Here is a 26,282-nt window from a genome sequence, read left to right on the forward strand (position 1 = left end):
GAGAATGGCGTATGGGTACCGGGACAACGACTACTTCTTTTTGAAAATCAAAGCGGCGTTTCCCGGTAAAGTGCGATGAACCTTATTTCAGCGCTGTCTGCGTTGCTGCCGGAAAGCATTACCGCCGTCGTCATGGCGCAACTGGCCTGCTCTGCTCTTTGCCTGCTTTTGATCTGGACCCGCCCGAAAGACTCAACCGGTTAAGTGTTCAATCGCCCTGGCGCGTACGCTTGCGGAAATGGGCAACACAGTCGGTGTTGACCAGCGTGAAGATGGTGTAGTGCTTATCGCCGTAACGCACGTAACTGGCCACTTCCTTGAAGCGGCTGGGATGGTGAACCTTCTGCACCCTGGCCGGATGAAAGATCTCTCCTTTCTGACGGAAGTAACTCAGTGCCTTTTCATCGCCGGCAGCCTTAGCATCCTTGTCACGGCAAATGTCCTCAGCCTGAGCAAGCAATGGCGTGAAAATAAGCAATAGTATGAATGTTCTCATTCTCCCAGTTTAGACAACTCCCCTGACTACAGACGAAAAAAAACCGCAGTTCCCATCCAGAACTGCGGCCAACTTCTCGAGCACAGAGAATTCCTAAAGGGGTTTTACTCGTCCGAACCCATCACACCCAGAATCTGAAGCAGGCTCAGGAACAGGTTGTAGATCGATACGTACAGAGTTACGGTCGCGGAGATGTAGTTGGTTTCGCCGCCATGAATAATCGCACTGGTCTGGTAAGCGATCAGGCCGCTCATCAGCAGGACGAACATGCCAGATACCGCCAGCGACACCATTGGCAGACCCATGAAGATATTGGCAATAGACAGCACAAATGCCATCAGAATACCTACCGTCAGAGTCTTACCCATGCCGCTCAGTTCCTTGCCAGTAGCAAGTACCCAACCGGACATCGCGAAGAAGATCACACCAGTAGCACCCAGAGCGGTCATCACCATCTCTGTACCACCAGGCAGCTTGGCGTAGGCCGACACAATCGGTCCCAGCGTCAGGCCCATAAAGCCAGTCAGAGCAAATACCGATGCGATACCTGCCGCAGAGTTCTTGGTCTTTTCAACCAGGAACAGCAAGCCGAAATAGCCCACCAGAGTCAGAATCAGACCCGGGTGCGGCCAGTTAAAGGCCATAGACATACCCGCTACCGCAGCGCTGAATACCAGTGTCATAGACAGCAGTGCGTAAGTGTTTCGCAGAACCTTGCGGCCATCCGTAGCAACCTCGTAGGTGTTACCCTGAGGGGCTGCATCCAGAACCACAGGCTCTGCATGAGAATTTGATTTCATATTCAGATAATCAGGACGGTTCATTTTCAACTCCTGTTGATCAATTGAAAATCATTGTAGTCAGCGTCAATAGAAAATAATATTCGAATTATCTTAAGCTATTTGTTCGGTTTTTTCGAGCAGTTGAGGTTTATGTGAAACGCCTGAACTACAAGCATCTGCAGTATTTTCACGCGGTGGCGGAAGAAGGAAGCGTTCACGCCGCCGCTCGCCGTCTCAATGTGACGCCACAAACCATCAGTGGTCAGTTACGCCTGCTGGAAGACCAGCTCGGTAATCAACTGTTCGCCAAGGCGGGTCGGGGCCTGGAACTAACGGATGCCGGTCGGGTTGTACTCGATTACACGCGCGAGATGTTCCGCCTTGGTGACGAACTGCAGGAAGTAATGCATCAGGGAACCGCTGAACGTCCGGCAGAGTTTCGCGTTGGCATCGTGGACGCACTGCCAAAATCTATCGCGCACCGCCTGCTGACACCGGCACTGACCGGTCCTGGACGTATGCGCATCATCTGCCATGAAGAGCAGATGCCAGTGCTGTTGGGCGAACTGGCCGTGCACCGCCTTGATCTGGTACTGGCCGACAGCCCCATCCCCTCTGGTATGAATGTGCGCTGTTTCAATCACCTGCTTGGCCGCAGCCCGCTGGCGTGCTTTGCCGCCCCAAGCCTTCTGCAGGAATATCCGGGAAGCTTTCCCGCCTGCCTGCATGACGCTCCATTGTTACTGCCTACTGATAACGCCTCAGGTCTGCGTACAGAACTACTCAGCTGGCTCAACCGCATGCAGCTGAGCGTACGCATCAGTGGTGAGTTCGACGATTCAGCCTTGCTGCAGGCATTTGGTAGTGAAGGTCATGGGTTCTTCTTTGCTCCATCAGCCATTCGCGACGAAATATGTCATCAGTTCGGCGTGCATTGCATCGGCGAGGTAGAAGATCTGGTACAGGAGTTTTATGCCATTTCTGCCGAGCGGAAGATCAGTCACCAGGCGGTGCGGGAAATTACCGACAAGGCGACTGATACGTTATTCAGTTAAGTATTACTCAACCGGGTTAACACACTCCGTGCGTTGCGGATCAGTTTTGCAGCGCACCTTACGTGCCAGCTTCAGCATACTGGCGTCGTAGTCACCACGATCCCGCATGTACAAACGCAGCTTCTGCATGCGCTGTTCAAAAGCAGACTGATCAAGCTGTGCCATGTCACGCCACAGACTGGCGCGAATATTGGTACGTTCCTTTTCCAGGCGTTTCACGTACTGCGGAAACTTAAACAGAAAGTCTTCGCGCAGCATCTGAGCAAGCTCAGTCGGGAAGCGCTCCTGGCGCCCGATCAGCTGGATTGTCGACTGTGATAACGGGTAGTTGAGAATTTTAACCTCTTCCCCGGCCTGCCCTGCTCCTGCGGCGTAGAAGGCCACCAGCGGCGCCAGCATGCTGTCACTCTGACCCGATACGAACTGCTGCACAATGCCCAGCTGCTCGCCACCCGACACAACCGCTTTCAGCTGTTTGCCCAGAGTCTGCAGCGACTGGTCATGCTGAGGCACCGCTATTGTTTTTCCGCTCAGACTGCCCGGGCCAGAAATATCTTCGCTGCGTGCGAACAGGTAATTCTCTCCCAGCGAAGCAACCCCCATCACCACATAGCCATTGCCTTCGAGCCTGTCCGCCATTTTCGGACTGGCCATTACCTGAATGAGGGTCTGCAGGTGGTTGGTATCCGGGACTGCACCCAGCGCTTCGACCGTGCCGGCGAAACGATTGAATTCCAGCGCACGGCTGCCGCTCATCAGGGCTGCATCGCAAGTACCGTTTTTCAGATCATTTATCAGTTCTGATTCGGTCTGATAAGGCACCACCGTAAGTTGCAGACCATAGTGCAATGAACGCAGCGTCTGATCCTCTACCGTCGCGTATACCGGACCGGATTTACCGAGCATATCCCAGACGCAGAAACTGCGAACGATCTTGCCCCCCTCCAGCTGATCACCATACAGTTGACGCAGTGCCCGAATACGCTTTTCCAGCGGCAGGTGCTGCCCCATCACGGTTGCGCGCCGCCGCTCCTTCTTGCGATCGCTTAAATCATCGGCTGCCTGGGTGACAGGTGCCAGTAACGTCAGCGACACCAGTAACAGGCTGAGTATCCCTTTCATTGTTATGTTCCCAACAGAGTGTGGTGAGTCATTATTATCAGGCCGGGCATTAGATAAACGCCGTCCTGATCTAACAATGTGGCTTTGCGCCATACAACGGTGAATTGCGGCCATCGCCACACAATGGCCCGAATTACTGTACAGATCGGCCTTTGCTGAGCATAAGTTCAGCTATTTACGAATTTTTACAGCACGCCGGAAAGGAAATGTTTAACGTGGTCTGACAGTTAAAATAAAAATAACAGGGAACAGTCTATGCAGGTTAAAACACCGCTCGAGATGCTTTATCACTGGGAAAAGACCACGCCGGATGACGTATACCTGCGTCAGCCCGTTGACGGTATTTTTCATGAGCTGAGCTGGAAACAGGTCGCCGAACAGGTGCGACGAATCGCCAGTGCACTGATCGCTCAGAACTACGAGCAAGGCAGCCATATTGCCATTCTGTCGAAAAACTGCGCCGAGTGGTTTATCACCGATCTGGCCATAGCCATGGCCGGTCATGTATCGGTGCCGATTTACGCCACCGCAGGTCAGGAAACGATTCGCTATGTGCTGACTCACAGTAACTGTAAAGCCATTTTCGTTGGCAAACTGGATGACACCATCAATCAGTGCGCAGCCATCGATGAGAGCATAACCCGCTTCGCGTTCCCCTACGGAGATATTCCGGCTCATTACCGCTGGCATGAATTACTGCAACAACCCGCATTGGCAAGTTCGCCGATTCCAGCTGCCAACGATGTGATGACCATCATCTACACCTCGGGCAGCACCGGAAACCCGAAAGGGGTTATTAACACGTTCGGCTCGTACGCCTGGAGTTGCCAGGCACTGGCCGACACGCTGAAAGTAACGAATAAAGAACGCATGCTGAGCTATCTGCCACTGGCGCATATCACTGAGCGCGTTTATGTGGAGGGTGCCAGCCTGTACAACGGCTTTTCCGTGTCTTTCGTCGAATCGCTGGATACCTTCGCCGACAACCTGCGCGAAGTTTCTCCAACCATTTTCATTTCAGTACCACGCCTGTGGACACGTTTCCAGATGGGTGTGCTGGCCAAAGTCCCACCAGCCAAACTGAACCGTTTGCTTAGCATTCCAATCATCAGGACACTGGTCGCCCGAAAAATTCGCAAACAGTTGGGCTTTGGTGATACCCGCCTGTTCGGTTCAGGTTCGGCACCGATATCACCTGCAACGATTCACTGGTATGAAAAGCTCGGCATTCAGATCTGTGAAGGCTGGGGTATGTCTGAAAACAATGGTCTTGGCACGACCAGCTATCCATTCCGACACGAGAAAATCGGCACCATTGGCCGGGCTTATGAAGGTGTTGGTCTGCGTATTTCTGATGACGGAGAGATCCAGCTGAAAGGCCCGTGTGTGATGCAGGAGTATTACCTGGAGCCTGAAAAAACAGCCGAAGCATTCACTGACGATGGCTGGCTGCGCACGGGTGACAAAGGCGAAATAGACAGCGAAGGCTACGTTAAAATCACCGGCCGTTTGAAGGAAATATTCAAGACAGCGAAAGGTAAGTATGTAGCCCCGGTACCGATTGAATCACTGCTGATGGAAAACCCGTTGATTGAGCAGATCTGTGTTACTGGCAGTAATCTCAAGCAACCTGTTGCTCTGGTAGTACTGACCCCGGAAGCAAAAGCTCATGATAGCTCGCATATTCGCCACAGCCTTGAGAAAACGCTGAAAAAGGTTAACGCCAAGCTGGAAAGTCATGCACGACTCGACAGCCTGATCGTTATAAACGACAGCTGGAGCGTGGAAAATGGCTTGCTGACCCCCACTCTGAAAATCAAACGCCATCTGATTGAAGGTAAATATCAGGATGTGATTCAGCAGAACCACACCCAGGCGGTGGTTGTTTAAGCAGAAATCGTTGGCCCGGAACTGGCCGGTTACTCGCCGGCCAGCTCTTCACTTTTCCATACGCCCTGCTCGCCTCCAAGACGTTCAGCCAGCTGCGGCAGCAGTTCATCCATTTTATTTTTTAACGTCCATGGTGGATTAATCACAATCATGCCAGACGATGTCATACCACGGCCTTCGGTATCTGCGCTCAGCCCGAGCTCGAATAACTGAATGCGCGGGATACCGGTCTTCTTCAGTCCCTGAACCATCTGCTCAATACGCGCACGATCAACCACCGGATACCACAGAGCATAAATGCCAGTGGCAAATCGTCGATGTGCTTTTTCCAGTGTTGATACCACGGTGTCGTAATCGCTTTTCACTTCGTACGGCGGATCAATCAGTACCAGTCCGCGGCGCTCCTTCGGCGGCAATGCGGCGACCAGCCCCTTGAAACCATCCGATTTGGATACCGTAATACGACGGTCACGGCGCATCAGTTCATCCAGGCGCTGATGGTCCTGCGGGTGTAATTCAAACAGCTGTGCCCTGTCCTGCTCACGCAGCATAATCTGTGCAATACGCGGTGAACCAGGGTACAGACTGTCAGGCGAAATACTGCTGCGGTCATATTCCGGCTTCACCTGAGCAACCACTTGCAGATAGTCTTCACAGCCTGCCACGGGTCTGGCTTTCAGGCGGGTAATGCCCGTTTCATATTCCGCATTCTTTTCCGCTTCTTCACTGTTAAAAGAATACAGACCAGCTCCGGAGTGCGTGTCGATGTACACAAAGGGTTTATCTTTCTGCTGCAGATAGCTGAGGATATCGACCTGAATCAGGTGTTTCAGTACATCGGCGAAATTGCCGGCGTGAAAAGCGTGACGATAGCTGAGCATAAATGACCTGTGCTAGCGGATAAAAACGAAAAAACGCACCCGAAGATGCGTTTTTATTAGGTTGACGTTGCCTTATGGGCGGTCGTCGATTTCTTCCACTTCTGGTGGAATAAGGTCTTCGCGACTGATGTTCATACTCATCAGGATGCTGGAAGCCACGAATACCGATGAATAGGTACCCACGACAACACCGATCATCAGTGCGACAGAGAAGTTGTGAATGATATCACCGCCCACAACCATCAGCGCCAGCAGCACCAGGGCTGTGGTTAAGGAAGTCATAATGGTACGACCCAACGTCTGATTGATGGAGAAGTTAATCACTTCAGCGGCGTCGCCACGGCGCAGCACGCGGAAGTTTTCACGAATATGGTCCGATACCACGATGGTATCATTCAGCGAGTAACCGATAACCGCCAGCAATGCTGCCATTACCGTCAGGTCGAACTCCCACTGGAACAGCGAGAACAGACCGATAATGATGATGACATCGTGGAACAAGGCAGCCACAGCACCGACTGAGAATTTGAACTGGAAGCGTGCCGCCACGTAAATCATCACGATAAACAGTGCCAGCAACAACGCCAGACCACCTTCGTCACGCAGCTCTTCACCAACCTGGGCGCCCACAAACTCACTGCGCAGCAGCGTCAGCTGGTTACCGGCGGATTCCTGCTGCAGAACAGCCAGAACCTCATTGCCCAGATTATCTCGGAAGGCTTCCGACATACGCACCAGCACGTCGGTTTCAGAGCCGAAGTTCTGCACCGTAACATCACGGTAGCCAGCGTTATTCAGGGTGGAGGTAATCTTATCCAGCGCTTCTGCATTTTCGTACTGAACTTCCAGCAACGTACCACCGGTAAAATCCAGCCCCAGATTCAGACCACGGGTGGCGATGGAGGCCACCGACACCACGATCAGCAACAACGACAGAATCATTGCCGCCTTACGCAGGCGCATAAAATCAAAATTGGTGTTCATACGCGACCTCCGATGGACAGTGAATCAATGCGACGACCACCATAAATCGCGTTAACAATCGCACGGGTCAGCATGATGGCAGTAAACATGGAGGTGATAATGCCGAATGACAGGGTAACGGCGAAACCTTTCACCGGACCAGTACCGACTGCGAACAGAATAACGGCAACGATCAGAGTGGTCAGGTTGGCATCGAAAATGGTCAGGAAAGCACGGTTATAACCTTCATTGATGGCTTGCTGCGGTGAGCGGCCCGCCTTAAGTTCTTCTCGAATACGCGAGAAAATCAGTACATTGGCATCCACCGCCATACCGACGGTCAATACGATACCAGCAATACCCGGTAACGTCAGCGTGGCACCAATCATCGACATCAGTGCAATCAGAATGACAATGTTGGCCAGCAGCGCAATGTTCGCCACCATACCAAACAGGCGGTAGTAAATCGCCATCAGACCCAGCACCAGTGCCAGACCCAGAATCACGGAATTTACACCCTGCTCAATGTTTTCTTTACCCAGGCTTGGACCAACGGTACGTTCTTCGACAAAGTACATCGGCGCTGCCAGAGCACCAGCACGCAGCAACAGCGCCAGCTCAGACGCTTCAGCAGACTCCAGACCGGTAATACGGAAGCTGTTGCCCAGCGTGCTCTGGATAGTTGCCAGAGAAATGATGGATTTTTCTACTACCTGTACGGTCTTAGCGACTTCCTTGCCATCCACCACGTCATAGGTGGTTTTAGGCTTACGCTCTACAAACAGCACCGCCATGCGCTTGCCAACCGCTTTACGGGTGACCTGAGTCATCACCGCGCCGCCTTTGGAGTCCAGATCGATATTTACCTGTGGGAAACCATTTTCATCAAATGATGGCTGGGCGTTGGTCACGCTGTCGCCGGTGGTGATGATTTTCTTTTCCAGCCGTGCGGTACGGCGCTCTTCGCTACGGAAACCATACTCTTCTGTTGCAAAGCGACTGGCACCTGGCTCAGCTTCGAGGCGGAACTCAAGGTTAGCGGCTTTACCCAGAATTTTTTTCGCTTCAGCAGTGTCCTGCACACCCGGCAGTTCCACTACGATGCGGTTACGGCCCTGGCGCTGTACCAGAGGCTCAGCTACACCCAGTTCGTTAACCCGGTTACGCAGGGTCGTAAGGTTCTGTTTGATGGCGTAGTTTTCGAATTCTTTGATTTTCTGCTCGGTGATGGTCAGTACCAGATCGGCATATTCACCATCCTTTTCTTCACGCAGAAACTCAGGATAGTTGCGACTGATAAAGCTGCTGCCTTCACTGCGCACAGCTGCATCGACAAAACTGATAACGACTTTGCCATCGTCGAGCTGAATGCGGCGATAGCGCAGGTTTTCTTCACGCAGACGGTTACGGAATTCTTCACGGTAGTTGGTCATTTTACCTTTCAGGTATTCTTCCATATCCACTTCCATCAGGAAGTGCACACCACCGCTCAGGTCCAGACCCAGGGTCATCGGGCCAGCACCCATGTTCAGCAACCACTCTGGCGTGGTTGGCGCCAGGTTAAGAGCAACAATATATTCATCGCCCAATAAACGCTGCACTGCGTCTTTAGCCGGCAACTGATTGTCGGTTGCAGTCAGGCGAAACAGCGCAGTACTGCCCTTTACTTCCTCACCGAAAAATTCAATCTGCTTATCACCCAGAGCTTCTCGCACCTGACTGAGCACCTGCTCAGACATTTCAGCGCCAGAGCGTGCCGGAGTAACCTGGATCGCAGGATCAGGTGGATAAAGGTTAGGAGCGGCGTAAATACAGGCAAACACCAGTACCGCCATGATGAGGAGGTTTTTCCACAAAGGGTATTTATTGAGCATAGAACTGCCCTTGGTCCTTATTCTTAAAACAAAGACGGCCTCCGCGGAGACCGTCTGTTGGCTGAGTCAGACTCAGGCTTTCAGATCTTTGATAGTGCCTTTTGGCAGCGCTGCAGTCACAGCCACTTTCTGAATCGGCAGCTGAACACCGTCAGAAACTTCAATAACCACGAAATCGTCGGTTACTTTGATGACCTTACCCAGCATACCGCCAGCAGTAACCACTTCATCACCTTTGGCCAGGCCGCCGATCAGGTTTTTGTGTTCTTTCTGACGCTTGCTCTGTGGACGCCACAGCAGGAAGTAGAAGATCACCAGGAAGCCACCCAGGAAAATCAGCTGGCCCATCATACCCATTGGTTCAGCTGGTGCTGCACCGCCCTCGGCCAGAGCCATAGAGGAAGTTGTTAAAGCCAGAGCGGCCAGAATTGCTTTCATAGAAGGATTCTCCCAATTTCATGTGACACGAATATGTCGCGCCCTCAAATGTCTTCGAACAAATATCTTCAGGTCACTCTGCGCACGCAGAGTGACGTTATTCCCTGGCTCAGGAGTCCTGCTCGAGTGGCGGGGTCTTCATGCCCCGTTTGGCATAGAACTCATCAACAAACCCGGCAAATGTACCTTCTTCCAGTGAGCGGCGCAAACCGGCCATCAGCGTCTGGTAATAATGGAGGTTATGAATCGAATTTAAAGTGGCACCCAGAATTTCTTTACATTTATCAAGGTGATGCAGGTAGGCACGGCTGAAATTCTTACAGGTGTAGCAATCACATTCAGCATCAATCGGACCATTGTCGGTCTTATGCGCGGCATTACGCAGCTTAATGACACCGGTTGAAGTAAAGATGTGCGAGTTACGCGCGTTGCGGGTCGGCATCACACAGTCGAACATATCCACGCCACGGCGCACGCCTTCCACCAGATCTTCCGGCTTACCCACGCCCATCAGGTAGCGCGGCTTATCCTGCGGCATTTTTGGCGCAATATGCTTAAGCACGCGCATCATATCGTCTTTGGGTTCACCCACACTGAGACCACCAATGGCATAACCATCGAAGCCTATATCCAGCAGGCCAGCCAGCGACTCATCACGCAGGTCCTCATACATGCCACCCTGAATAATACCGAACAGCGCTGAAGGGTTTTCTCCATGTGCGTCTTTAGAACGCTTTGCCCAGCGCAGCGACAGGCGCATGGAATCTGCCGCCTCTTTCTCAGTAGCCGGGTACGGCGTGCACTCGTCAAAGATCATCACGATGTCGGAGCCCAGATCACGCTGAACCTGCATTGAGCTTTCCGGCGTCATCATCACCTTTTCGCCATTCACCGGAGAGCGGAAGGCAACCCCCTCTTCGGTAATCTTACGCATATCACCAAGGCTGAATACCTGAAAACCACCGGAATCAGTCAGAATCGGCTTATCCCAGCCGATAAAATCGTGCAGATCACCATGCAGTTTGATGATCTCTGTGCCTGGGCGCAGCATCAGGTGAAAAGTGTTGCCCAGAATGATCTCAGCACCCAGATCTTTAATCTGGGCTGGCGTCAGGCCCTTCACCGTACCGTAGGTACCGACAGGCATAAACGCCGGAGTCTGAATGGTGCCGCGCGGGAAGGTAATCTGGCCACGACGGGCTTTGCTGTCTTCGTCCTGCTTATGCAGGTCAAACTTCATAAAACATTCGCGGCTCATGCGTTTTCCCCGATAGGTAATTCCGGCTGCGACAGAAACATCGCGTCGCCATAACTGTAGAAACGGTATTTCTCCTGCACAGCCACATCATAGGCAGCCATGGTGTTGTCTTTACCGGCAAATGCCGATACCAGCATGATGAGCGTGGACTCAGGCAGGTGAAAGTTGGTAATCATGGCGTCAACACTGCGGAAACGATAGCCCGGGTAAATAAAGATACGGCTCTCATCATAGAATGGAGCGATCTCGCCCGAGGTACTCGCACTTTCCAGGCTGCGTACCGAAGTAGTCCCAACAGCCACAACCCGCTTGCCCGCAGCCCGGGTCGCCTTAACGGCGTCAACAACATCAGGACCCACTTCAATGTATTCTGCATGCATCTCGTGTTCGTTGACGTTTTCGACCTTCACAGGCTGAAAGGTTCCCGCCCCGACATGCAAGGTAACGAACGCAAAGTTTACGCCTTTATCCTTCAACGCCTGCAGTAGCGGCTCATCAAAATGCAGACCCGCCGTTGGCGCAGCCACCGCTCCGGGCTTCTCGGCATAAACCGTCTGGTAACGTTCGCGGTCTTCTTCTGCATCGTCGCGCTCCATATAAGGAGGCAATGGCATATGGCCTACTTCATCCAGAATATTCAGCAACGGGCGTTCGTCGAGAAATTTAAGTTCGAACAGCGCCCCCTGGCGACCAGTAACTTCTACTTCTACACCTTCCAGAAAGATACGGGTGCCTGGCTTTGGTGAACGGGATGAACGCAGGTGGGCCAGCGCCTCATGCTCACCGGTGACACGCTCAATCAGCGCTTCCAGCTTTCCGCCACTGGCTTTTTCACCATACAGGCGTGCAGGAATGACGCGGGTATTATTAAAGACCAGCAGATCCCCTGGCTGCAGCATATCCAGGATATCGCGGAAGGTGTGGTGTGCGAGTTCTCCGCTACTGCCGTTCAGGCATAACAGACGAGACGCACTGCGTTCCGCCATCGGGTAGCGTGCGATCAGCTCATCAGGCAAATCGAAGTAAAAATCACTGGTTTTCATAACAATGTTCAGACAGGTGCCTCAGAACGGGCCGAAGCCTCAGCGTCAGGCGGAGTGATAGCAAAAAACTGGCGCAAGAATACTGGAGATAAGGCGGTAAGTTAAGGAAATCATTAGAAAAAAGTTGTTGACAGACACAATAGACCGGGTATTATGCGCGCCACTGACGAGCTACTGATGCGCCAGAGTGGCGAAATTGGTAGACGCAGGGGATTCAAAATCCCCCGCCTTTGCGGGTGTGCCGGTTCGAGTCCGGCCTCTGGTACCAAGCAAAAGAGCAGGTCAGTCGTTAGTTGCGATGATTTAATCACGCACTGATGCCCAGGTGGTGAAATTGGTATACACGCTGTGTTCAGGTCGCAGTGGGCTCACGCCCGTGAGAGTTCGAGTCTCTCCCTGGGCACCATTCTTCTCTTCTGATGAATGGTGTTGCTTGAGAAATCAGGCGAACGGTATCGCAAGGTACTGACAATCTGGTAAGCCGAAGTGGTGAAATTGGTATACACGCTGTGTTCAGGTCGCAGTGGGCTCACGCCCGTGAGAGTTCGAGTCTCTCCTTCGGCACCATTCTTAAGTCAGATTCCCTGACGAAATCTCCAAAAATATATTCTGTTTCAATAACGTACAGCTATTCACACGCAAGTTGCGTTGTGCTGATGATTAATACGGCCATTGTCCGCTGCACTGAAAAATATTCATAAAAAAGTTCCTAAAAAGCTGTTCAACCCCCAAAGCCGGTGATAGTATGCGCGGCCTGAATTGCCCAGGTGGTGAAATTGGTATACACGCTGTGTTCAGGTCGCAGTGGGCTCACGCCCGTGAGAGTTCGAGTCTCTCCCTGGGCACCATCTCCTTCCTCAGGCAGATGGTGAATGTGCTGAAAAGCACAATGGCAATTCAGTAAGCCGAAGTGGTGAAATTGGTATACACGCTGTGTTCAGGTCGCAGTGGGCTCACGCCCGTGAGAGTTCGAGTCTCTCCTTCGGCACCATTCCTTCTAAGTAATTCCCCCGTCCTTTTTCCTGGCAAGCACTGTCGTAAAAGTCAGCATTATGCCGAAAGTCATAGCCGCTGAATCTCCGCCTGTTGATATCAGTCCGCAACACCTGCCTCTTAGACTATTTTCTCCGCGCTCCTGCTGTTGATTGTCTACTCTGGAAGTATCAGCTTTTCAGGAGAAACCAATGAACAAGCACGCGAAGCGTATTCTGATAGCGTCGGTGGCCGGTCTCGCCAGCGCTCTGGTCGCCGTGCAGGCAGTCAACCTGCCCGAACTCATTTCTCTGAAAACGGTTTTCGCCACCCTGATTGCCACTCTGGTAACGGCATTTTTGCTGTACCGCATGGTTATTCGCCCACAAATCATTCTGTCTCATCAGATTTCCCACAGGCTTACCCATCACAGCCAGCAGTATGATCCGAAGCGCTTTCCATTACCGGAATACGTTCGGGAGGATATGGAGCAACTCGATAAACAGCTGTCCATTTATTCTGAGTTGCGCGCCAGGCTGTCAGAACACAGCGGCAAAATTGCCATCGCCGCCGCGGAGATGTCCTACGCGGCCGACCAGATGAAAGCCAAGATTCACGAAGAAGTCACCGACACCAATCAGATTGCCGTCTCGGCTTCTCAGATTCATGAAACCGTTGATGAAATGGTGTCACAGACCAAAGAAGCGGCTGAAGCAGCAGTGGAAGCCAAACAGATTAACCTGAGCGGTAAAAAAGCCGTGGATGAAAGTATTCCGCAAATGGAAGGCACGCGAAATCAGGTGAATACCAACGCGGAGCTTATTTCACAGCTGGAAGCCAAATCCGAAGAGATCAAAGCAGTTACGCGTGTGATCAGCGATATTGCTGAACAAACCAACCTGCTGGCACTGAACGCGGCCATTGAAGCGGCCCGCGCAGGTGAACAAGGCCGCGGATTTGCTGTTGTTGCTGACGAAGTACGCGCTCTCGCAGCCAAAACCTCTGATGCGACACAACAGATCGGCGACACCGTTAATCTGATCAATACGGAAATCAAAAACGCAGTTTCGAACAGTCACTCGCTGACCGTAACCATCGATAAGAACGTGCAGACAACCCAAATGATCAGCACGCACCTGAACGATATTTTCAATCGTTCTGAAATTATTGAAGCGAACGTGAGCAACCTAGCCAGCAGCGTCCAGACCAACAGTCAGAGCATCGGTTACATCTCTTCTATCGTTCAGGAAACCAGCAAGCGTCTGCAGGCTACGGAAGCGGAAATTTCTGCCATGTCCGAGCGCTCACTGGGGTTGTCAGAGACGGCAGAAAAAATATACGAAGCATTTGGCTCAACTGAGCTGGGCGAGCCGCACGATACGGTTATCCGTGAGGCCAAAGAAGCCGCAGAAGCCATTGGAGGCATTCTGGCTCAAGCTATTCAGAACAATAAACTGAAAGAGTCCGATGTTTTTGATACCAACTACCAGCTTGTAGCGGGTACCAATCCTAAAAAATACACAACAGCCTACGATTCATTCAGTGATGAAACCTTCCCTGCGATTCAGGAACCAATACTTGAACGCAATGGCTTCATCGCATATGCCGGTGCGGTGGATAAGAATGGCTACTTCCCGACTCACAACCGCAAGTTTGCACAGCCAATGACTGGCGATTATGCTGTCGATCTGCTCCACAGCCGTACCAAACGTATCTTTAATGATCGCACTGGTGCCCGTTGTGGCAGTCACACCAATCCGTTTTTATTGCAAACTTACAAACGTGATACCGGCGAAGTTATGCACGACCTGTCAGTACCGATTTATGTAAACGGCAAACACTGGGGCGGCTTCCGTGTAGGCTACCGCAGCGAGTGAAAATGACGCGCATAAAAAAGCCAGGCATTGCCTGGCTTTTTTATGCGCGTCCGCTTAATCGTAGCTGCGATACAACACGACCTGATTGCGCCCATTAGCTTTGGCGTAATACAGAGCTTCATCAGCATAACGTACCCAATCATCGGCATTATCATCTTTATTCGGTACGGCAGCATGCACACCCAGACTCACCGTTACGCTCAGCCCCTCAGCGATACGGTCGAGCTTCAGGTTGGCAATCGTTTTGCGAATACACTCTGCTACATGACGGGCGCCATCAACTTCGGTATTTGGCAGGATCAGAATAAACTCTTCACCACCGTAGCGGGCCAGTAAATCAGTATTTCTGTGCACCGTCTGGCGTATGGTCTGAGCGACAATACGCAGAATATCGTCACCGGCCTGATGCCCGTGAGTGTCATTAACTTTCTTAAAGTAATCGACATCCACCATCACCACCGCAATGCTTTCCCGCTCCCGCTGCGCCCGGGACATCTCACGCGCCATAATCTGATCGAAAAAACGACGGTTACGAACATTCGTCAACGAATCCGTAATACTCATCAGTTCCAGCTGACGGTTGGCACTTTCCAGCTCCAGCGTGCGCTCCTTCACTCGCAATTCAAGTGTCTCAGTCGCACGCTTCTGAATTTCCAGCGCCTGAGACTGAGCTTCCCTCGCTTCACGTTCGTGCTCCAGCGCTTTTTCCTGTGCCAGTCGTGCATTACGTTCCTGCTCAAGCGCTTCTTCCTGAGCATGACGCGCGACTTTTTCATGCTCAAAGGCCGCCAGTTGTGCTTCAAAGCGTTCGCGCTTTTCCTGATTCAAACGATCCGCCAGTGCAAACGACAACAGAATAACTTCCAGCGCTGAGCCAAACTGAATAATATTTTCGGTAAATACATTACGCGGAATAATATTAAATTTGTTCATCGCCAGAATGACACCGCCCAGTAACATCGAGGACCAGGCAATAGTGTAATAACGCGCCGCCGAATAACCCTGAGCCCAGCGCCAGACCCCCATCGAGATTGACAGTGTTATTCCGACAATCGCCGTCGCAATCAGCACCCGGATCATGGTGTGGTATGCAATGAAGTTACTCAGCAATGCAATCAGAATGGAAGAAGCTGCCACAATTTTAAATGACACATTTACCCAGAGTATTTTTTTCAGGCGCAGAAAATTCCGGGTAAAAATAGCGGCAAAAAGCACAACACCGGCCAGAAATACAACAATACTCTGATCATTCCACTGCGTTGCCTCAGGCCACAGATACTGAAAGCTGATGCCCTGTAAGCTGGCAAGAAACCCGGCCATGCTGGCCACATACATTACGTAGTAAAGGTAATTAGCTTCGCGTACAGACATAAACACAAACAGGTTATACAACACCATAATCAGCATGATGCCGTAGTAAAGCCCCATCCCAAGAACCTGAGTCTGATCGTCAATAAAGAAATCACGTTCTTCCCATAACGACAGAGGAAACTGCATGGAGCTTGAGGTCTGAACGCGGAAAATAATATCCTGCGTTTCCTCCGCAGCCATACTCAGCGGGATGACAAAATGACGATGCTTCAGGGGGCGGTCAGAAAACGGCTGTTTGTCGCCAAGTTCCATCAGCGACCATTCTGTCTGATTGTCGGAGCGTATATACAAGGCAACATCGTCCAGTACCGGGTATGAAAGTCGCAGCAAACGCTCCTGACGGTGTGGACTGTCATTGTGCAGATTCAGACGAAACCAGAATACGGAATCCGTATACCCGAACGCCATTTTCTGGCCAGTATGATGTTGCCAGCTGAACCCACCTGCATCATTAATGGTAAATCCGGCTGTCGTATCTTCAAAATACTGCAGTTCACGGTCGAGGGTTTCGCCGGAATGGATATCACTGAGGGGAACGACATAGGCCGGAGACGAGGTGACATTTTCTGGTACATCAGAACCATTATCGGCACAGGTCAGGGAAGAAATACTGAAAAGCAGCAACAGCGGCAGTAAACGGGAGAGAGTCATCAAGCCATCCTTTCTTCTGATCTTTTCAGTCTAGCAGTCAATTCTCCCATTTCATTTTTTCATAAGCGTCTTCTGTTATCGGGCCAACCCGGATACGACGGAACAAATCGACAGCTTCACTTGGTCGTCAAATGTCAGCCGTTTGTCAGGATTTCGTCAGCTTTTTCTGAGCTGTTCACAGTTTTTTTACCGCACCCTTGTTATAAAACGCGCTGACTATAACAACGACTCTGGCTTCCGTATGGGCTGTAAGGAAGCACAACCGTGCCTATGCGCAGGAGTGAACGATGAAACCGATACTGAGTGTGCTGACGCTGCTTGGTTTTATGCTGGTGCTGACAGGATGTGAGCAAGGCTATTCAGGCAACGTGGGTGGCGTATCCGCTGGTGAGGATGGCAACCTTACCTTCCTCAATGTGGAGGGCCAGCGCCAGTACGATGCCCAGTGCGCGTCATGTCACGGCACTGATGGCAATGGTACACCGAATGGCTCTTCTCTGGTGGCCTGCGCCACCTGTACTTCCCTCAGCGTACTGGCCGATGAAATCAGCCGGACCATGCCGATTGGCAATACCACGGCCTGTACCGGCAGCTGTGCCACCGATACCGCCGAATACATTCTCTATGCCTTTAACAACTACGCACTGGCTGCCACAGCAACCTCCCTCGATGGTGTTACCAACGAAGACATGGTGGTTACCCTGCGCAGTGCAGCTCTGAAACTGGCCGGCCGTCTGCCTACCGATGCCGAAATAGCCAGCGTGGAAAACAACGGTGAAACCGGTCTCAGCCAGGTACTGAACCAGCTGATGAACGAAGAGATTTTCTACGACAACCTGATGGAGATGTTCAACCTGCAATTGCTGACGGACAAATACCTGAGCAGCAATCAGTTTGAAGGGGGCATCAACCTGCTCGACAGCGACGATTTCCCGAATCGCAAATGGTACAACGACACTTATGCCGCAGACGAAGAGTCCTCGATCCGTGCCTGCGTGCGCACCATCACCAATGATGCCGTTGCGCGTGCTCCGCTGGAACTGGTGCGCTATGCCGCACAGACAGGACAACCACATACCCTGTACATGAACGCAGACTACATGATGGTGAACTGGTACAGCCAGCAGGTATATGAAGCAGAGCTGGTTGATAGCACGGCAACCTTCCGCAAGCTGAGCGAACCGGTATGTGACGAAGACGGTATTCAATTGTATTACGACCCTACCGACTTCAAACCTGCTCGAGTGACCAAAGATCTGGAATACGAACTGGGCGGCTTCCCGCACGCCGGCGTACTGTCATCACCGATGTTCCTCAACCGCTACCCGACAACCTTCACTAACCGTAATCGTCATCGTTCACGCATTGTGTTCGATTACTTCCTCGACACCGATATTCTCAAGATTGAAGGTGAGCGCCCGGGGGATGGCATAGGTTCCGGCACTGCCAACCCGACGCTGCTCGACCCGGCTTGTTATGCCTGCCATCAGGTGATGGACCCGGTCGCCTCGGCCTTCCAGCATTACACTGATCGCGGTCAGTACGTCGTTACCGGCAGCACCTCGCGTAACAGCTGGGACAGCTCCGACATCGAACCGGCCGGACTGGGTGGCAAAACCATTCCACTGTCAGGAACCACCGGCTACTTCCGCAACATGGTGCAATGGCTGGGGGCAGAGATTGCCAACGATCCCCGCTTCGTCAAAGCGACCATGCGCACGCTGTACACAGGTCTGATTGGTCAGGAACCACTGCTCAGCCCGGGCGATGATGCCAGTGAGGCAGATATCGCGGCCTACAACAGCCAGCGAGCCATTCTCAATACCATTGGTCAGGCAATGGTCAGCGACGGCTGGAACATCAAAACTGGCGTGAAAGGTATCGTAATGAGCCCCTACTTCCGCGCCGAAGCCATTGATGCAGGCAAAGTCGTTGCCAATGAGCATATCGGAGCCACGCAGTTCCTTAGCCCGGAGCAGATGCAACGCAAACTGCAGGCAACCCTGGGCTTCGGCTGGGATGAATTCCGCACAGAAAACAACCGCATCATGTACGGTGGTATGGATTCGGACAGCATCACTGAGCGCATTATGGAGCCCAGCGGTCTGACCATTGCCATTCAGATGCGCATGGCCACCGAAATGGCCTGTCGCTCGGCGGCACTGGATTTCACTCTGCCAGTCAGGGAGCGTCGTCTGTTCCCGTTAGTGGCCGCCACCACGACACCATATAACACCGACGGCACCGCCAGTGCCGGTGGTGAAGAACGTATCCGCGAGAACCTGGTACACCTGCACTGGACGCTACTGGGTGAGCGCCTGGCGACAGACTCAGATGAAATCAACGCCAGCTACGAGCTGTACGATGCGCTGATTCAGGATGGGCAGGCTATGCTGGCCGATCCCGACAGCTATGACCCACGTCCGAGCAGCTGGATGGAATGGGAGTGCCGGGCGCGCTGGTATCGTCAGGCGGATGGCCGTACTGACGGCGACCTGCCTGAAGCCATGCGCATTGAACAGGATGAGACCTACGCGATCCGGGCCTGGATCGGCGTACTCACCTACCTCATGTCTGATTACCGTTTTGTTTACGAATAAGGAGCGAGCCATGAAACGTCGTCAATTTCTGCAACTCATGGCCGCGACCGGCTTAACGGCGCACGTGCCACTGTGGGCTCACAAAGCCCACGCTGCAGCCGCACCAGACCGCTTTCTGGTGGTGGTTAACGCCAGCGGCGGCTGGGACCCAACGTCCATCTGCGATCCGAAGGGTCTGAACGGACTGTACGCTGAGCAGTCAACCCGTTACGACGGCTCCACCAACTCGGTGGATCTGGATGCCAATAAAACCATCGGTGATATACAGTGGAGTGCGATCCCGGAATTCACCACGGATACCGATGTGCTGGCGCGTATTGAAGGTCAGTTCGATAACTTCTTTAACACCTATGGTAATCGCCTGACGATTATCAATGGCATCGATACCGGCACCAACAACCACGACACCGGAAACCGTGTCGTCTGGTCCGGTAAAGAAGAGCTGGGTTACCCGAGCCTGGCCGCCTATTTTGCCGCGGCAACGAACCCAACCCTGCCAATGGCCTTTATCAGCAATGGTGGCTACGACTACACCGACTCGCTGGTCGCACGTGCCCGGGCCAGCAGCGCTGGTTTTATCAGTCAGCTGGCGGACCCGAACAACTACAGCGGCGATCGCGGTTTTGTCTATCGTACCTATGATCGCAGCAGTGACCAGTACAGCCGTGTCAGTGCTGCCCAGCAAGCCCGCATTCAACGCCAGATTCAGAACGAAGGCCTGCCGATGCGCCGTCAGCAGCTGAGCCAGCTGTTTGGTATCCGCGGTGAAGACAGTAACCTTGGTGGACTGACCGTTGCTCTGGATGACCTGCAGGCCAATGTGCTGCGTGACGATCACTGGAACGCCGGCCGCTCCAACAGCCTCAAGAGTCAGGCAGAAGTGGTGGTCGCAGCGTTCAAGAGTGGACTCGCAGCATCCGCCAACCTCAATATCGGCGGCTTCGATACCCATGGTAATCACGACGCCAATGCTTACCCGCAACTGGGTGACCTGCTGGAAGGTGTGCACTTTTTGCAGGCCGCACTGCAGTACGCAGGCATCGCTAACAAGACCACTGTCGTGATTGGCTCCGACTTCGGCCGCACCCCCTATTACAACTCGGGTAACGGCAAGGACCACTGGCCGGTAACCAGCATGATGGTGGTACATCCGGGTGCAACCGGCGGCAAAGTATTTGGCCGTTCGACGGATGCTTTCATGGCACAAACACTGAACCGCGGCACCGGTTTACCGGATGCTGGCGGCGCCAAACTGACCCCCGCCCACGTAAATCAGGCGCTGCGCGAATTACTGGCGGTCGATCAGAGTCCACTGGCAGAAACGTATGCTCTGCGTGTGGAAGGCTTTAACATTTTTTCCTGAGGAATACACAATGCGAGTTCTGGCTGCTTTGTTTCTGGCCCTGATAATGAACAACGTCTCCGCTCTGGAAGTCGGCGACAAGGTCCCCGACTTCCGCCTGCCGTTACTGACCCAGCAGGGTCAGGCTGGCCTGAGTTCCTTTAAGGGAAAAGTGGTGTATGTCGATTTCTGGGCGTCCTGGTGTGGCCCCTGTCGCAAATCCTTACCTGCGCTGAATACCCTGCGTAAAGAGCTGAAAGGCAAAGGCTTTGAGGTGGTTGCCATCAACCTCGACGAAGACGTTAAGGACGCACGTGCATTCCTGAAAGAATTCCCTGTGGCGTACCCGACGCTGTACGACGGAACAGGTAAAACACCTGAACTGTTTGGTGTGCGCGGCATGCCAACATCCTATCTGATTGATCGACAGGGTAAGCTTCAGGCAGTACACCAGGGATTCAAACCTTCCGATATCACCGGGATTCGCGCTCAGGTGATGAGCCTGCTGGCCAAATAACACAGGGACAGTGATGAACCACAAACTGACCATCACACTGCTGACCGCCCTGCTGCTCACCAGCGGCTGCACAGCAGTTAAACCGTGGGAACGAGGTAATCTGGCCAGCGATGTTATGTCCTGGCAAGGCGACGCGCTGAAAGCTTCGCTGGATAATCACGTGCATTTCTCCAAAGAAGGATCTTCCGGCGGCGGTCAGGCCGCTGGCGGCGGCTGCGGCTGTAACTAGAGGGCATCATGAGTAAATCCACACGTAATTCGCTGGCCGCGCTGGCCGCAGCAGCAGCCACTATGCCGGCATTCGGTGAAGCAGCGCCTACAGAGCAAGTAGCAGCCTATCGTTTCAGCCAGTACAACGAAGCCGACGCACCACTTGAGCGCACACAAACTGGCGTGACAGAGCGTTACAGCATTGATATTCACCAGTTTCGCTACTCCCGGCCACTGGCCGATGACTGGTACCTGAACAGCGAATTTCAGTACGAAACCCTCAGCGGTGCATCGCCAATGCACACTTATGAAAATGCCGACGGCCGCAGTGCACTGGTGATGTCCGGTGCCAGCATCGACGAAACCCGCTACGACCTGAAAGTCGCACCCAAACGCTATTTCAGCGGCGCAATGAATGGCCAGATCGACGGCACTCTCGGCGGGCTGGCAGCGATCTCTATCGAGAACGATTACCGCTCACTGGCGCTGGGCGTCGACGGCTCACTGGAATTATTTAACAAACACACCACCCTGAATGGCTCACTGAGCATGTCGCTGGACGAGCTTTCACCGACCGATGCTGATATTTCCGCAGACCGCAGCCGGGCCGATGGTCGCGGTAAACGCAGCGTCTCCCTGTACGAAGGCATCACGCAGATTATTGATAAAAACCGCGTGATTCAGGTCGGCCTGGGATATACCCGCCTCAGTGGTTATTTGTCAGACCCGTACCGTTGGGAAGACCGCCGCCCGGGGCAACGGGATCAGCTGACCGTCACCGCCCAGTACCGTCAGTTCATGCCGCTCTGGGGCGGTGCAGCCATACACGGCGATTACCGCTATTACTCCGACAACTGGGGTATCCGATCACATACGCTGACCGCTCGCTGGGCGCAAAACCTGAATATGGCGCCGTTCAGTTTTCAGCTGACGCCAATGCTGCGCTACTACCGTCAGACCGCGGCTGAGTTTTACAGCCTGGAATTCAGTCCGCCGCAAGACCAGTACAACAGCTCGGACTACCGCCTCTCCTCCTACGGAGCCTTTGCCTATGGACTGGAAAGCCGCGCGCGTTATTACAACTGGACGCTGAGCATCGACTGGCAGCAGTACTTCTCCGGTGAAAACTTCGCTCTGGTACAATCGACCGACGATGAAACTCCGGCTCTGGTCGACTACTCGATTATCAGTCTTGGCATTGAATACAAATACTGACCCTGTAAATACCGCCCCGCTGCTGGAGCACAGCTTCAGCGCCATGGCTTCGCCATGCAAATTCCTGCTGCCGGCGACCTTTGCCGGTGTGCAGGATATTGCCCGGTCGATGGAAGCCGAAGTGCGCCGCATCGAGCAAAAATACAGTCGTTACCGTGACGACAGCGTACTCAGCAACATCAACCGTAACGCTGGTCAGCCAACAACCATCGACGATGAAACCGCCTGGTTGCTGAACTATGCCTCGGTATGCTTCAGCCAGAGTGATGGTCTGTTTGATATCAGCTCCGGGGTACTGCGCAGCGTATGGAATTTCCGCGACGGCCGCTGCCCCAGCGCAGAGCAACTGCACAGTGTGCTGCCACGCATCGGCTTCGCCGCCCTGCAGTGTCACAACAACCAGCTGCACATGCCCGCCACTATGGAGCTCGATTTTGGCGGTATCGGTAAGGAATACGCCGCCGACGCTGCCGCCAACATTGCCCGCCAGCACGGTATAGCCTGGGGTGTCGTCGACCTTGGCGGCGATCTGCATATTATCGGCCCACGCCTGTCTGATAACGGCGAGGCCATTCCCTGGATGCTGGGCGTGCGCCACCCGCGGGAAGCGCAATCTGCGTTTGCCTCACTGCCGGTATACAGTGGCGGCATGGCCACCAGCGGCGATTACGAACGCTATTTCGAGGCCAACGGCCGGCGCTATTGCCATATCCTCAACCCGCACACGGGCTACCCGGTGGAGCACTGGGCGTCAGTTACCGTGCTTGCCCCCAGCTGTCTGCTGGCCGGCAGTCTCTCTACCATCTCCATGCTGAAAGGCGCTGCCGCCAGTGACTGGTTGCGCCAGCAGCAACTGCATGCCCTGCTGATAGATACTGCCATGCAGGCTCAGGCCTTGCGACCAACGGCAGAACAGTAATAAAAGTCAGGTAAGTTTACCCGGCACCGACGGTTTGATACCTTTCTGATCATTAATACGCGATGAGTCAGTGCCTGACGCGCGCTCACATAATAACAACCAGAAGTCATTATGATCCGTTCATTCGAAGAATATCGTCAGTACGATGGTCTCGGCCTGGCGCAATTAGTGCGTAACGGCGACGTCAGACCGGAGCAATTACTGGAGCTGGCCATTAATCGTGCCGAAGTCGTAAACCCGGCCATTAACGCCATCGTCACGCCGTTATACGAACACGCGCAGCAGCAGATTAAGGCAGGCCTGCCACAGGGGCCGTTTCACGGTGTTCCCTTTCTCCTCAAAGACCTGCTGTGCTCACTGCAGGGCACACCGATGAGCAATGGCAGCAATGCCCTCAAAGGTCGTATCTCGCCCAGTGACAGCGAACTGGCGCGACGCTTCAAACAAGCCGGACTGGTAATGTTTGGTAAAACCAATACCCCGGAGCTGGGGCTGATGGGTGTCACCGAGCCGGAAGCCTTTGGTGCCGCACGTAATCCGTGGAACGCCAACCACACCCCCGGTGGTTCCAGCGGCGGTTCTGCCGCCGCCATTGCAGCAGGTATCGTCCCGCTGGCCTCGGCTGGCGATGGCGGAGGTTCCATCCGTATTCCGGCAGCCTGTTGTGGTCTGTTTGGTATGAAACCAAGCCGTGGGCTGGTACCGACCGGGCCTTATGCTTCTGACCACTGGGCTGGCGCGGCAACAGAGCATGTTCTCAGCCGCTCAGTACGTGACAGCGCAGCCATGCTCGACGCCATCGCTGGCGCCGATGGCTCCAGCCCCTACCCGATTCGCCGCGCCGACTCTTATCTGCAAGCACTGCATACCCCGTTGCAACCGCTGCGTATCGGCTATACCGCTGAATCCTTTATCGGTCGTGAGGTCACAGACGACGCGCGGAATGCGGTAGCCCACACGGTGAAATTACTGCAGGGGCTGGGTCATGAGGTTGAAGAAGTATCACTGCAGCTGGATGGCGAAGCACTGGCCGACAGTTACCTGACCCTGTACTTCGGCCAGGTTGCCGCAGACCTCGATTTTATTGCCCAGCAGCTGAACAGCCGCCTGTCGAATCTGGACGTGGAAGACGCCACCAAGGCTCTGGGAATGCTGGGTAAAACCATCAGCGCTGGGGACTATGTCAGCGCCCTGCGCCGCTGGAATCAGTTTGCTCAGACCATGTCGACCTACCATCAGCGTTATGACCTGCTGCTCACCCCGGTACTGGCCAGCGCACCGGTTGAGATCGGTGCCTTTCGCCCACCACTATGGGAACGCGCAGCAATGAAAGTAATTAATGGCCTCGGCCTGCACAGCCTGCTGCTGAAAACCGGCCAGGTGAAGCAGATGGCTATGGATAGTCTGGAAAAGCTGCCCTTTACCCAACTGGCCAATATGACTGGCCAGCCTGCGATGTCTGTGCCGCTCTACTGGACTGCCGACGAGCTGCCATTGGGCAGTCAGTTTATTGCGCCACTGGGTAAGGACGAATTGTTATTTCAACTGGCAGCACAGCTGGAACAGACGCAACCCTGGTTTGACCGCACGGCCACACTTTAATTTTCTGCATCGGTGAATACTATGAATAAAAATTCCGTTCTGATTACCGGCTGTTCGTCCGGTATCGGGCGCGCGCTGGCGGAAGCCTATCTGGCTCAGGGCTGGCACGTGTTTGCCAGCGCCCGTAATACAGACAGCCTTGCCAACCTGCACAGCGACAACCTTACGACCATCGCCATGGACGTTAACAACCCGCAGGACGTTGCGCGTGCCGCCTCAACCGTTATGGAAACCAGCGGTCAGCTGAACTGCCTGATCAACAACGCCGGCTATGCTGCCATGGGCCCGGTTGCTGAACTCAGCCGCGATGCCCTGCAGCGCCAGTTTGCCACCAACGTGTATGCACCGGTTGCCCTGACTCAGGCATTACTGCCAGCGTTACGGGCCGCTGCCAGCGACCAGCAGCGTTCCCAGGTGGTGAATATCGGCTCTGTGTCCGGCATCCTGACAACGCCGTTTTCCGGTGCTTACTGTGCGACCAAGGCAGCGCTGCATGCACTCAGCGATGCCCTGCGCATGGAGCTTGCTCCCTTTGCGATCGACGTGATTACCGTGCAGCCGGGGGCTATTCAGTCAAAGTTCGGGGATAACTCACTGGCAAATCTGGCGCAGGAACTGACACCACAGTCGTTGTACGCGCCACTGAAAGAACAGATGGAAGCGCGTGCTACTGCCTCGCAGGATAACCCGACACCGGCATCTGAATTTGCCAGTGAACTGATCGCGCAGTTGCTCAGCAAGCCCGATCCGGTCATCCGCATCGGCAACGGTAGCCGTGCCCTACCACTGATTGCGCGCTGGCTACCGGTTACTCTGCGCGACCGGATTTTAAGTAAGAAATTTGGTCTGCCATCGCTTAAACGCGCCTGATTCAGTGCGTGGATGAAGAGAACAGATTGATCACCAGAACCCCGGCCATAATCAGCGCAATACCGGTTATGGCCGCGGCATCCAGGTGCTGGGCAAAGAACCACCAGCCAATGACGGCCACCAGCACCATACCGACACCCGACCAGATAGCGTAGGTAATACCAACCGGAAGGGTTTTCAGCACAATGGCGAGTAAATAGAAAGAAATCGCATAACCCACTACCACGGTTACGGATGGCCATAACCGGGAAAATCCATCCGACGCTTTCAGCGCACTGGTAGCAATCACTTCAGCAATGATGGCTGCGGTCAGCAGCCAGTAGGTCGACATAAC

23 protein-coding genes and 5 tRNA genes are annotated in these 26,282 nt (G+C 53.6%); 17 read left to right on the forward strand and 11 right to left on the reverse strand.

The genetic code is table 11. The features are described 5' to 3' along the window. Positions 1-75 precede the first annotated feature (75 nt). Positions 76-204: a hypothetical protein gene (locus I9W95_RS18420; RefSeq protein WP_263866236.1), complete on the forward strand. Its 129-nt coding sequence runs from the start codon at positions 76-78 to the stop codon at positions 202-204. Between the two features lie 4 nt (positions 205-208). On the opposite strand, the gene I9W95_RS15390 is transcribed toward I9W95_RS18420, so the two are convergent. Further along, a complete protein-coding gene (locus I9W95_RS15390) occupies positions 209-496 on the reverse strand; it encodes a hypothetical protein (protein WP_225676472.1) in 288 nt (95 codons plus the stop codon). Between the two features lie 104 nt (positions 497-600). After that, positions 601-1,320: a Bax inhibitor-1/YccA family protein gene (locus tag I9W95_RS15395; protein WP_225676474.1), complete on the reverse strand. Its 720-nt coding sequence runs from the start codon at positions 1,318-1,320 to the stop codon at positions 601-603. Positions 1,321-1,430: 110 nt separating this feature from the next. Here I9W95_RS15395 and nhaR point away from each other — a divergent pair, with 110 nt between their 5' ends. Then, complete coding sequence (gene nhaR / locus I9W95_RS15400) at positions 1,431-2,333, forward strand: transcriptional activator NhaR (RefSeq protein ID WP_225676476.1); 903 nt, start codon at positions 1,431-1,433, stop codon at positions 2,331-2,333. Positions 2,334-2,336: 3 nt separating this feature from the next. Here nhaR and I9W95_RS15405 read toward each other — a convergent pair whose 3' ends face one another. Next, positions 2,337-3,455 (reverse strand): putative solute-binding protein, encoded by a 1,119-nt coding sequence (locus I9W95_RS15405; RefSeq protein WP_225676478.1) that lies wholly within the window; start codon positions 3,453-3,455, stop codon positions 2,337-2,339. A gap of 255 nt (positions 3,456-3,710) precedes the next feature. Here I9W95_RS15405 and I9W95_RS15410 point away from each other — a divergent pair, with 255 nt between their 5' ends. Next, the gene (locus I9W95_RS15410; protein WP_225676480.1) at positions 3,711-5,345 is read left to right on the forward strand and encodes an AMP-binding protein; all 1,635 of its coding nucleotides are present in this window, start codon (positions 3,711-3,713) and stop codon (positions 5,343-5,345) included. A gap of 29 nt (positions 5,346-5,374) precedes the next feature. On the opposite strand, the gene I9W95_RS15415 is transcribed toward I9W95_RS15410, so the two are convergent. The 6 genes from I9W95_RS15415 to queA form a co-directional block, all read right to left on the reverse strand. Beyond that, on the reverse strand, positions 5,375-6,226 hold the full coding sequence (locus tag I9W95_RS15415; RefSeq protein ID WP_225676482.1) for a 23S rRNA (adenine(2030)-N(6))-methyltransferase RlmJ: 852 nt from the start codon (positions 6,224-6,226) through the stop codon (positions 5,375-5,377). A gap of 72 nt (positions 6,227-6,298) precedes the next feature. After that, on the reverse strand, positions 6,299-7,210 hold the full coding sequence (secF, locus tag I9W95_RS15420; RefSeq protein WP_225676485.1) for a protein translocase subunit SecF: 912 nt from the start codon (positions 7,208-7,210) through the stop codon (positions 6,299-6,301). Then, positions 7,207-9,063, reverse strand: a complete 1,857-nt coding sequence (gene secD, locus I9W95_RS15425; RefSeq protein ID WP_225676487.1) for a protein translocase subunit SecD — start codon at positions 9,061-9,063, stop codon at positions 7,207-7,209. Before secD ends, secF begins: the two co-directional genes overlap by 4 nt. Positions 9,064-9,135: 72 nt before the next feature. Beyond that, complete coding sequence (gene yajC, locus I9W95_RS15430) at positions 9,136-9,501, reverse strand: preprotein translocase subunit YajC (protein WP_263866237.1); 366 nt, start codon at positions 9,499-9,501, stop codon at positions 9,136-9,138. Between the two features lie 109 nt (positions 9,502-9,610). Next, positions 9,611-10,759, reverse strand: coding sequence for a tRNA guanosine(34) transglycosylase Tgt (tgt, locus tag I9W95_RS15435; protein WP_404818765.1), 1,149 nt, complete (start codon positions 10,757-10,759; stop codon positions 9,611-9,613). Continuing rightward, positions 10,756-11,802, reverse strand: coding sequence for a tRNA preQ1(34) S-adenosylmethionine ribosyltransferase-isomerase QueA (gene queA, locus I9W95_RS15440; protein ID WP_225676489.1), 1,047 nt, complete (start codon positions 11,800-11,802; stop codon positions 10,756-10,758). The genes tgt and queA overlap by 4 nt, the downstream gene beginning before the upstream one ends. 181 nt (positions 11,803-11,983) lie before the next feature. Here queA and I9W95_RS15445 point away from each other — a divergent pair. The 6 genes from I9W95_RS15445 (at position 11,984) to I9W95_RS15470 (ending at position 14,651) form a co-directional block, all read left to right on the forward strand. Continuing rightward, positions 11,984-12,070, forward strand: a tRNA-Leu gene (locus I9W95_RS15445). Between the two features lie 51 nt (positions 12,071-12,121). Further along, positions 12,122-12,208 (forward strand) — tRNA-Leu (locus I9W95_RS15450). A gap of 74 nt (positions 12,209-12,282) precedes the next feature. Next, positions 12,283-12,369 (forward strand) — tRNA-Leu (locus tag I9W95_RS15455). A gap of 194 nt (positions 12,370-12,563) precedes the next feature. Then, positions 12,564-12,650, forward strand: a tRNA-Leu gene (locus I9W95_RS15460). 56 nt (positions 12,651-12,706) lie between these two features. Then, a tRNA-Leu gene (locus tag I9W95_RS15465) sits at positions 12,707-12,793 on the forward strand. Between the two features lie 193 nt (positions 12,794-12,986). Then, complete coding sequence (locus I9W95_RS15470) at positions 12,987-14,651, forward strand: methyl-accepting chemotaxis protein (RefSeq protein WP_318653625.1); 1,665 nt, start codon at positions 12,987-12,989, stop codon at positions 14,649-14,651. A 54-nt stretch (positions 14,652-14,705) separates the two neighbouring features. Here the strand turns inward: I9W95_RS15470 and I9W95_RS15475 are convergent, their stop codons facing one another. Next, positions 14,706-16,673, reverse strand: coding sequence for a sensor domain-containing diguanylate cyclase (locus I9W95_RS15475; RefSeq protein WP_225676491.1), 1,968 nt, complete (start codon positions 16,671-16,673; stop codon positions 14,706-14,708). A 287-nt stretch (positions 16,674-16,960) separates the two neighbouring features. On the opposite strand from I9W95_RS15475, the gene I9W95_RS15480 reads away from it, so the two are divergent. The 8 genes from I9W95_RS15480 to I9W95_RS15515 all read left to right on the forward strand — a co-directional run bounded on the left by I9W95_RS15480 (position 16,961) and on the right by I9W95_RS15515 (position 25,948). Further along, positions 16,961-19,273 (forward strand): c-type cytochrome, encoded by a 2,313-nt coding sequence (locus tag I9W95_RS15480; RefSeq protein ID WP_225676494.1) that lies wholly within the window; start codon positions 16,961-16,963, stop codon positions 19,271-19,273. Positions 19,274-19,283: 10 nt separating this feature from the next. Beyond that, complete coding sequence (locus I9W95_RS15485) at positions 19,284-20,636, forward strand: DUF1501 domain-containing protein (RefSeq protein WP_225676496.1); 1,353 nt, start codon at positions 19,284-19,286, stop codon at positions 20,634-20,636. 10 nt (positions 20,637-20,646) lie between these two features. Next, complete coding sequence (locus tag I9W95_RS15490) at positions 20,647-21,132, forward strand: TlpA family protein disulfide reductase (protein ID WP_225676498.1); 486 nt, start codon at positions 20,647-20,649, stop codon at positions 21,130-21,132. Positions 21,133-21,145: 13 nt separating this feature from the next. After that, positions 21,146-21,361, forward strand: a complete 216-nt coding sequence (locus I9W95_RS15495; protein WP_225676500.1) for a DUF4266 domain-containing protein — start codon at positions 21,146-21,148, stop codon at positions 21,359-21,361. Positions 21,362-21,369: 8 nt separating this feature from the next. Next, positions 21,370-22,557 carry a DUF3570 domain-containing protein gene (locus tag I9W95_RS15500; protein ID WP_225676501.1) on the forward strand — a complete coding sequence of 396 codons (1,188 nt, stop codon included), beginning with the start codon at positions 21,370-21,372 and terminating at the stop codon, positions 22,555-22,557. Then, a complete protein-coding gene (locus I9W95_RS15505; RefSeq protein ID WP_225676503.1) occupies positions 22,541-23,476 on the forward strand; it encodes an FAD:protein FMN transferase in 936 nt (311 codons plus the stop codon). The genes I9W95_RS15500 and I9W95_RS15505 overlap by 17 nt, the downstream gene beginning before the upstream one ends. A gap of 111 nt (positions 23,477-23,587) precedes the next feature. After that, positions 23,588-25,078 (forward strand): amidase, encoded by a 1,491-nt coding sequence (locus I9W95_RS15510; protein ID WP_225676505.1) that lies wholly within the window; start codon positions 23,588-23,590, stop codon positions 25,076-25,078. A 21-nt stretch (positions 25,079-25,099) separates the two neighbouring features. Beyond that, positions 25,100-25,948 carry an SDR family oxidoreductase gene (locus tag I9W95_RS15515; RefSeq protein WP_225676508.1) on the forward strand — a complete coding sequence of 283 codons (849 nt, stop codon included), beginning with the start codon at positions 25,100-25,102 and terminating at the stop codon, positions 25,946-25,948. 1 nt (position 25,949) lies between these two features. Here I9W95_RS15515 and I9W95_RS15520 read toward each other — a convergent pair whose 3' ends face one another. After that, entirely contained in the window at positions 25,950-26,279 is a 330-nt protein-coding gene (locus tag I9W95_RS15520) for an SMR family transporter (RefSeq protein ID WP_225676510.1), read from the reverse strand. Between the last annotated feature and the right edge of the window lie 3 nt (positions 26,280-26,282).

The organism is Thalassolituus marinus, assembly GCF_020320395.1.
Classification (GTDB): domain Bacteria; phylum Pseudomonadota; class Gammaproteobacteria; order Pseudomonadales; family Oceanobacteraceae; genus Venatoribacter; species Venatoribacter marinus.

Excerpts from the sequence above, each read along its gene's own strand:
- I9W95_RS18420 (WP_263866236.1), top strand. The coding sequence starts at position 76 with ATGAACCTTATTTCAGCGCTGTCTGCGTTGCTGCCGGAAAGCATTACC.
- I9W95_RS15390 (WP_225676472.1), bottom strand. The coding sequence starts at position 496 with ATGAGAACATTCATACTATTGCTTATTTTCACGCCATTGCTTGCTCAG.
- I9W95_RS15395 (WP_225676474.1), bottom strand. The coding sequence starts at position 1,320 with ATGAACCGTCCTGATTATCTGAATATGAAATCAAATTCTCATGCAGAG.
- I9W95_RS15405 (WP_225676478.1), bottom strand. The coding sequence starts at position 3,455 with ATGAAAGGGATACTCAGCCTGTTACTGGTGTCGCTGACGTTACTGGCA.
- I9W95_RS15410 (WP_225676480.1), top strand. The coding sequence starts at position 3,711 with ATGCAGGTTAAAACACCGCTCGAGATGCTTTATCACTGGGAAAAGACC.
- I9W95_RS15415 (WP_225676482.1), bottom strand. The coding sequence starts at position 6,226 with ATGCTCAGCTATCGTCACGCTTTTCACGCCGGCAATTTCGCCGATGTA.
- secF (WP_225676485.1), bottom strand. The coding sequence starts at position 7,210 with ATGAACACCAATTTTGATTTTATGCGCCTGCGTAAGGCGGCAATGATT.
- secD (WP_225676487.1), bottom strand. The coding sequence starts at position 9,063 with ATGCTCAATAAATACCCTTTGTGGAAAAACCTCCTCATCATGGCGGTA.
- yajC (WP_263866237.1), bottom strand. The coding sequence starts at position 9,501 with ATGAAAGCAATTCTGGCCGCTCTGGCTTTAACAACTTCCTCTATGGCT.
- tgt (WP_404818765.1), bottom strand. The coding sequence starts at position 10,759 with ATGAGCCGCGAATGTTTTATGAAGTTTGACCTGCATAAGCAGGACGAA.
- queA (WP_225676489.1), bottom strand. The coding sequence starts at position 11,802 with ATGAAAACCAGTGATTTTTACTTCGATTTGCCTGATGAGCTGATCGCA.
- I9W95_RS15470 (WP_318653625.1), top strand. The coding sequence starts at position 12,987 with ATGAACAAGCACGCGAAGCGTATTCTGATAGCGTCGGTGGCCGGTCTC.
- I9W95_RS15475 (WP_225676491.1), bottom strand. The coding sequence starts at position 16,673 with ATGACTCTCTCCCGTTTACTGCCGCTGTTGCTGCTTTTCAGTATTTCT.
- I9W95_RS15480 (WP_225676494.1), top strand. The coding sequence starts at position 16,961 with ATGAAACCGATACTGAGTGTGCTGACGCTGCTTGGTTTTATGCTGGTG.
- I9W95_RS15485 (WP_225676496.1), top strand. The coding sequence starts at position 19,284 with ATGAAACGTCGTCAATTTCTGCAACTCATGGCCGCGACCGGCTTAACG.
- I9W95_RS15490 (WP_225676498.1), top strand. The coding sequence starts at position 20,647 with ATGCGAGTTCTGGCTGCTTTGTTTCTGGCCCTGATAATGAACAACGTC.
- I9W95_RS15495 (WP_225676500.1), top strand. The coding sequence starts at position 21,146 with ATGAACCACAAACTGACCATCACACTGCTGACCGCCCTGCTGCTCACC.
- I9W95_RS15500 (WP_225676501.1), top strand. The coding sequence starts at position 21,370 with ATGAGTAAATCCACACGTAATTCGCTGGCCGCGCTGGCCGCAGCAGCA.
- I9W95_RS15510 (WP_225676505.1), top strand. The coding sequence starts at position 23,588 with ATGATCCGTTCATTCGAAGAATATCGTCAGTACGATGGTCTCGGCCTG.
- I9W95_RS15515 (WP_225676508.1), top strand. The coding sequence starts at position 25,100 with ATGAATAAAAATTCCGTTCTGATTACCGGCTGTTCGTCCGGTATCGGG.
- I9W95_RS15520 (WP_225676510.1), bottom strand. The coding sequence starts at position 26,279 with ATGTCGACCTACTGGCTGCTGACCGCAGCCATCATTGCTGAAGTGATT.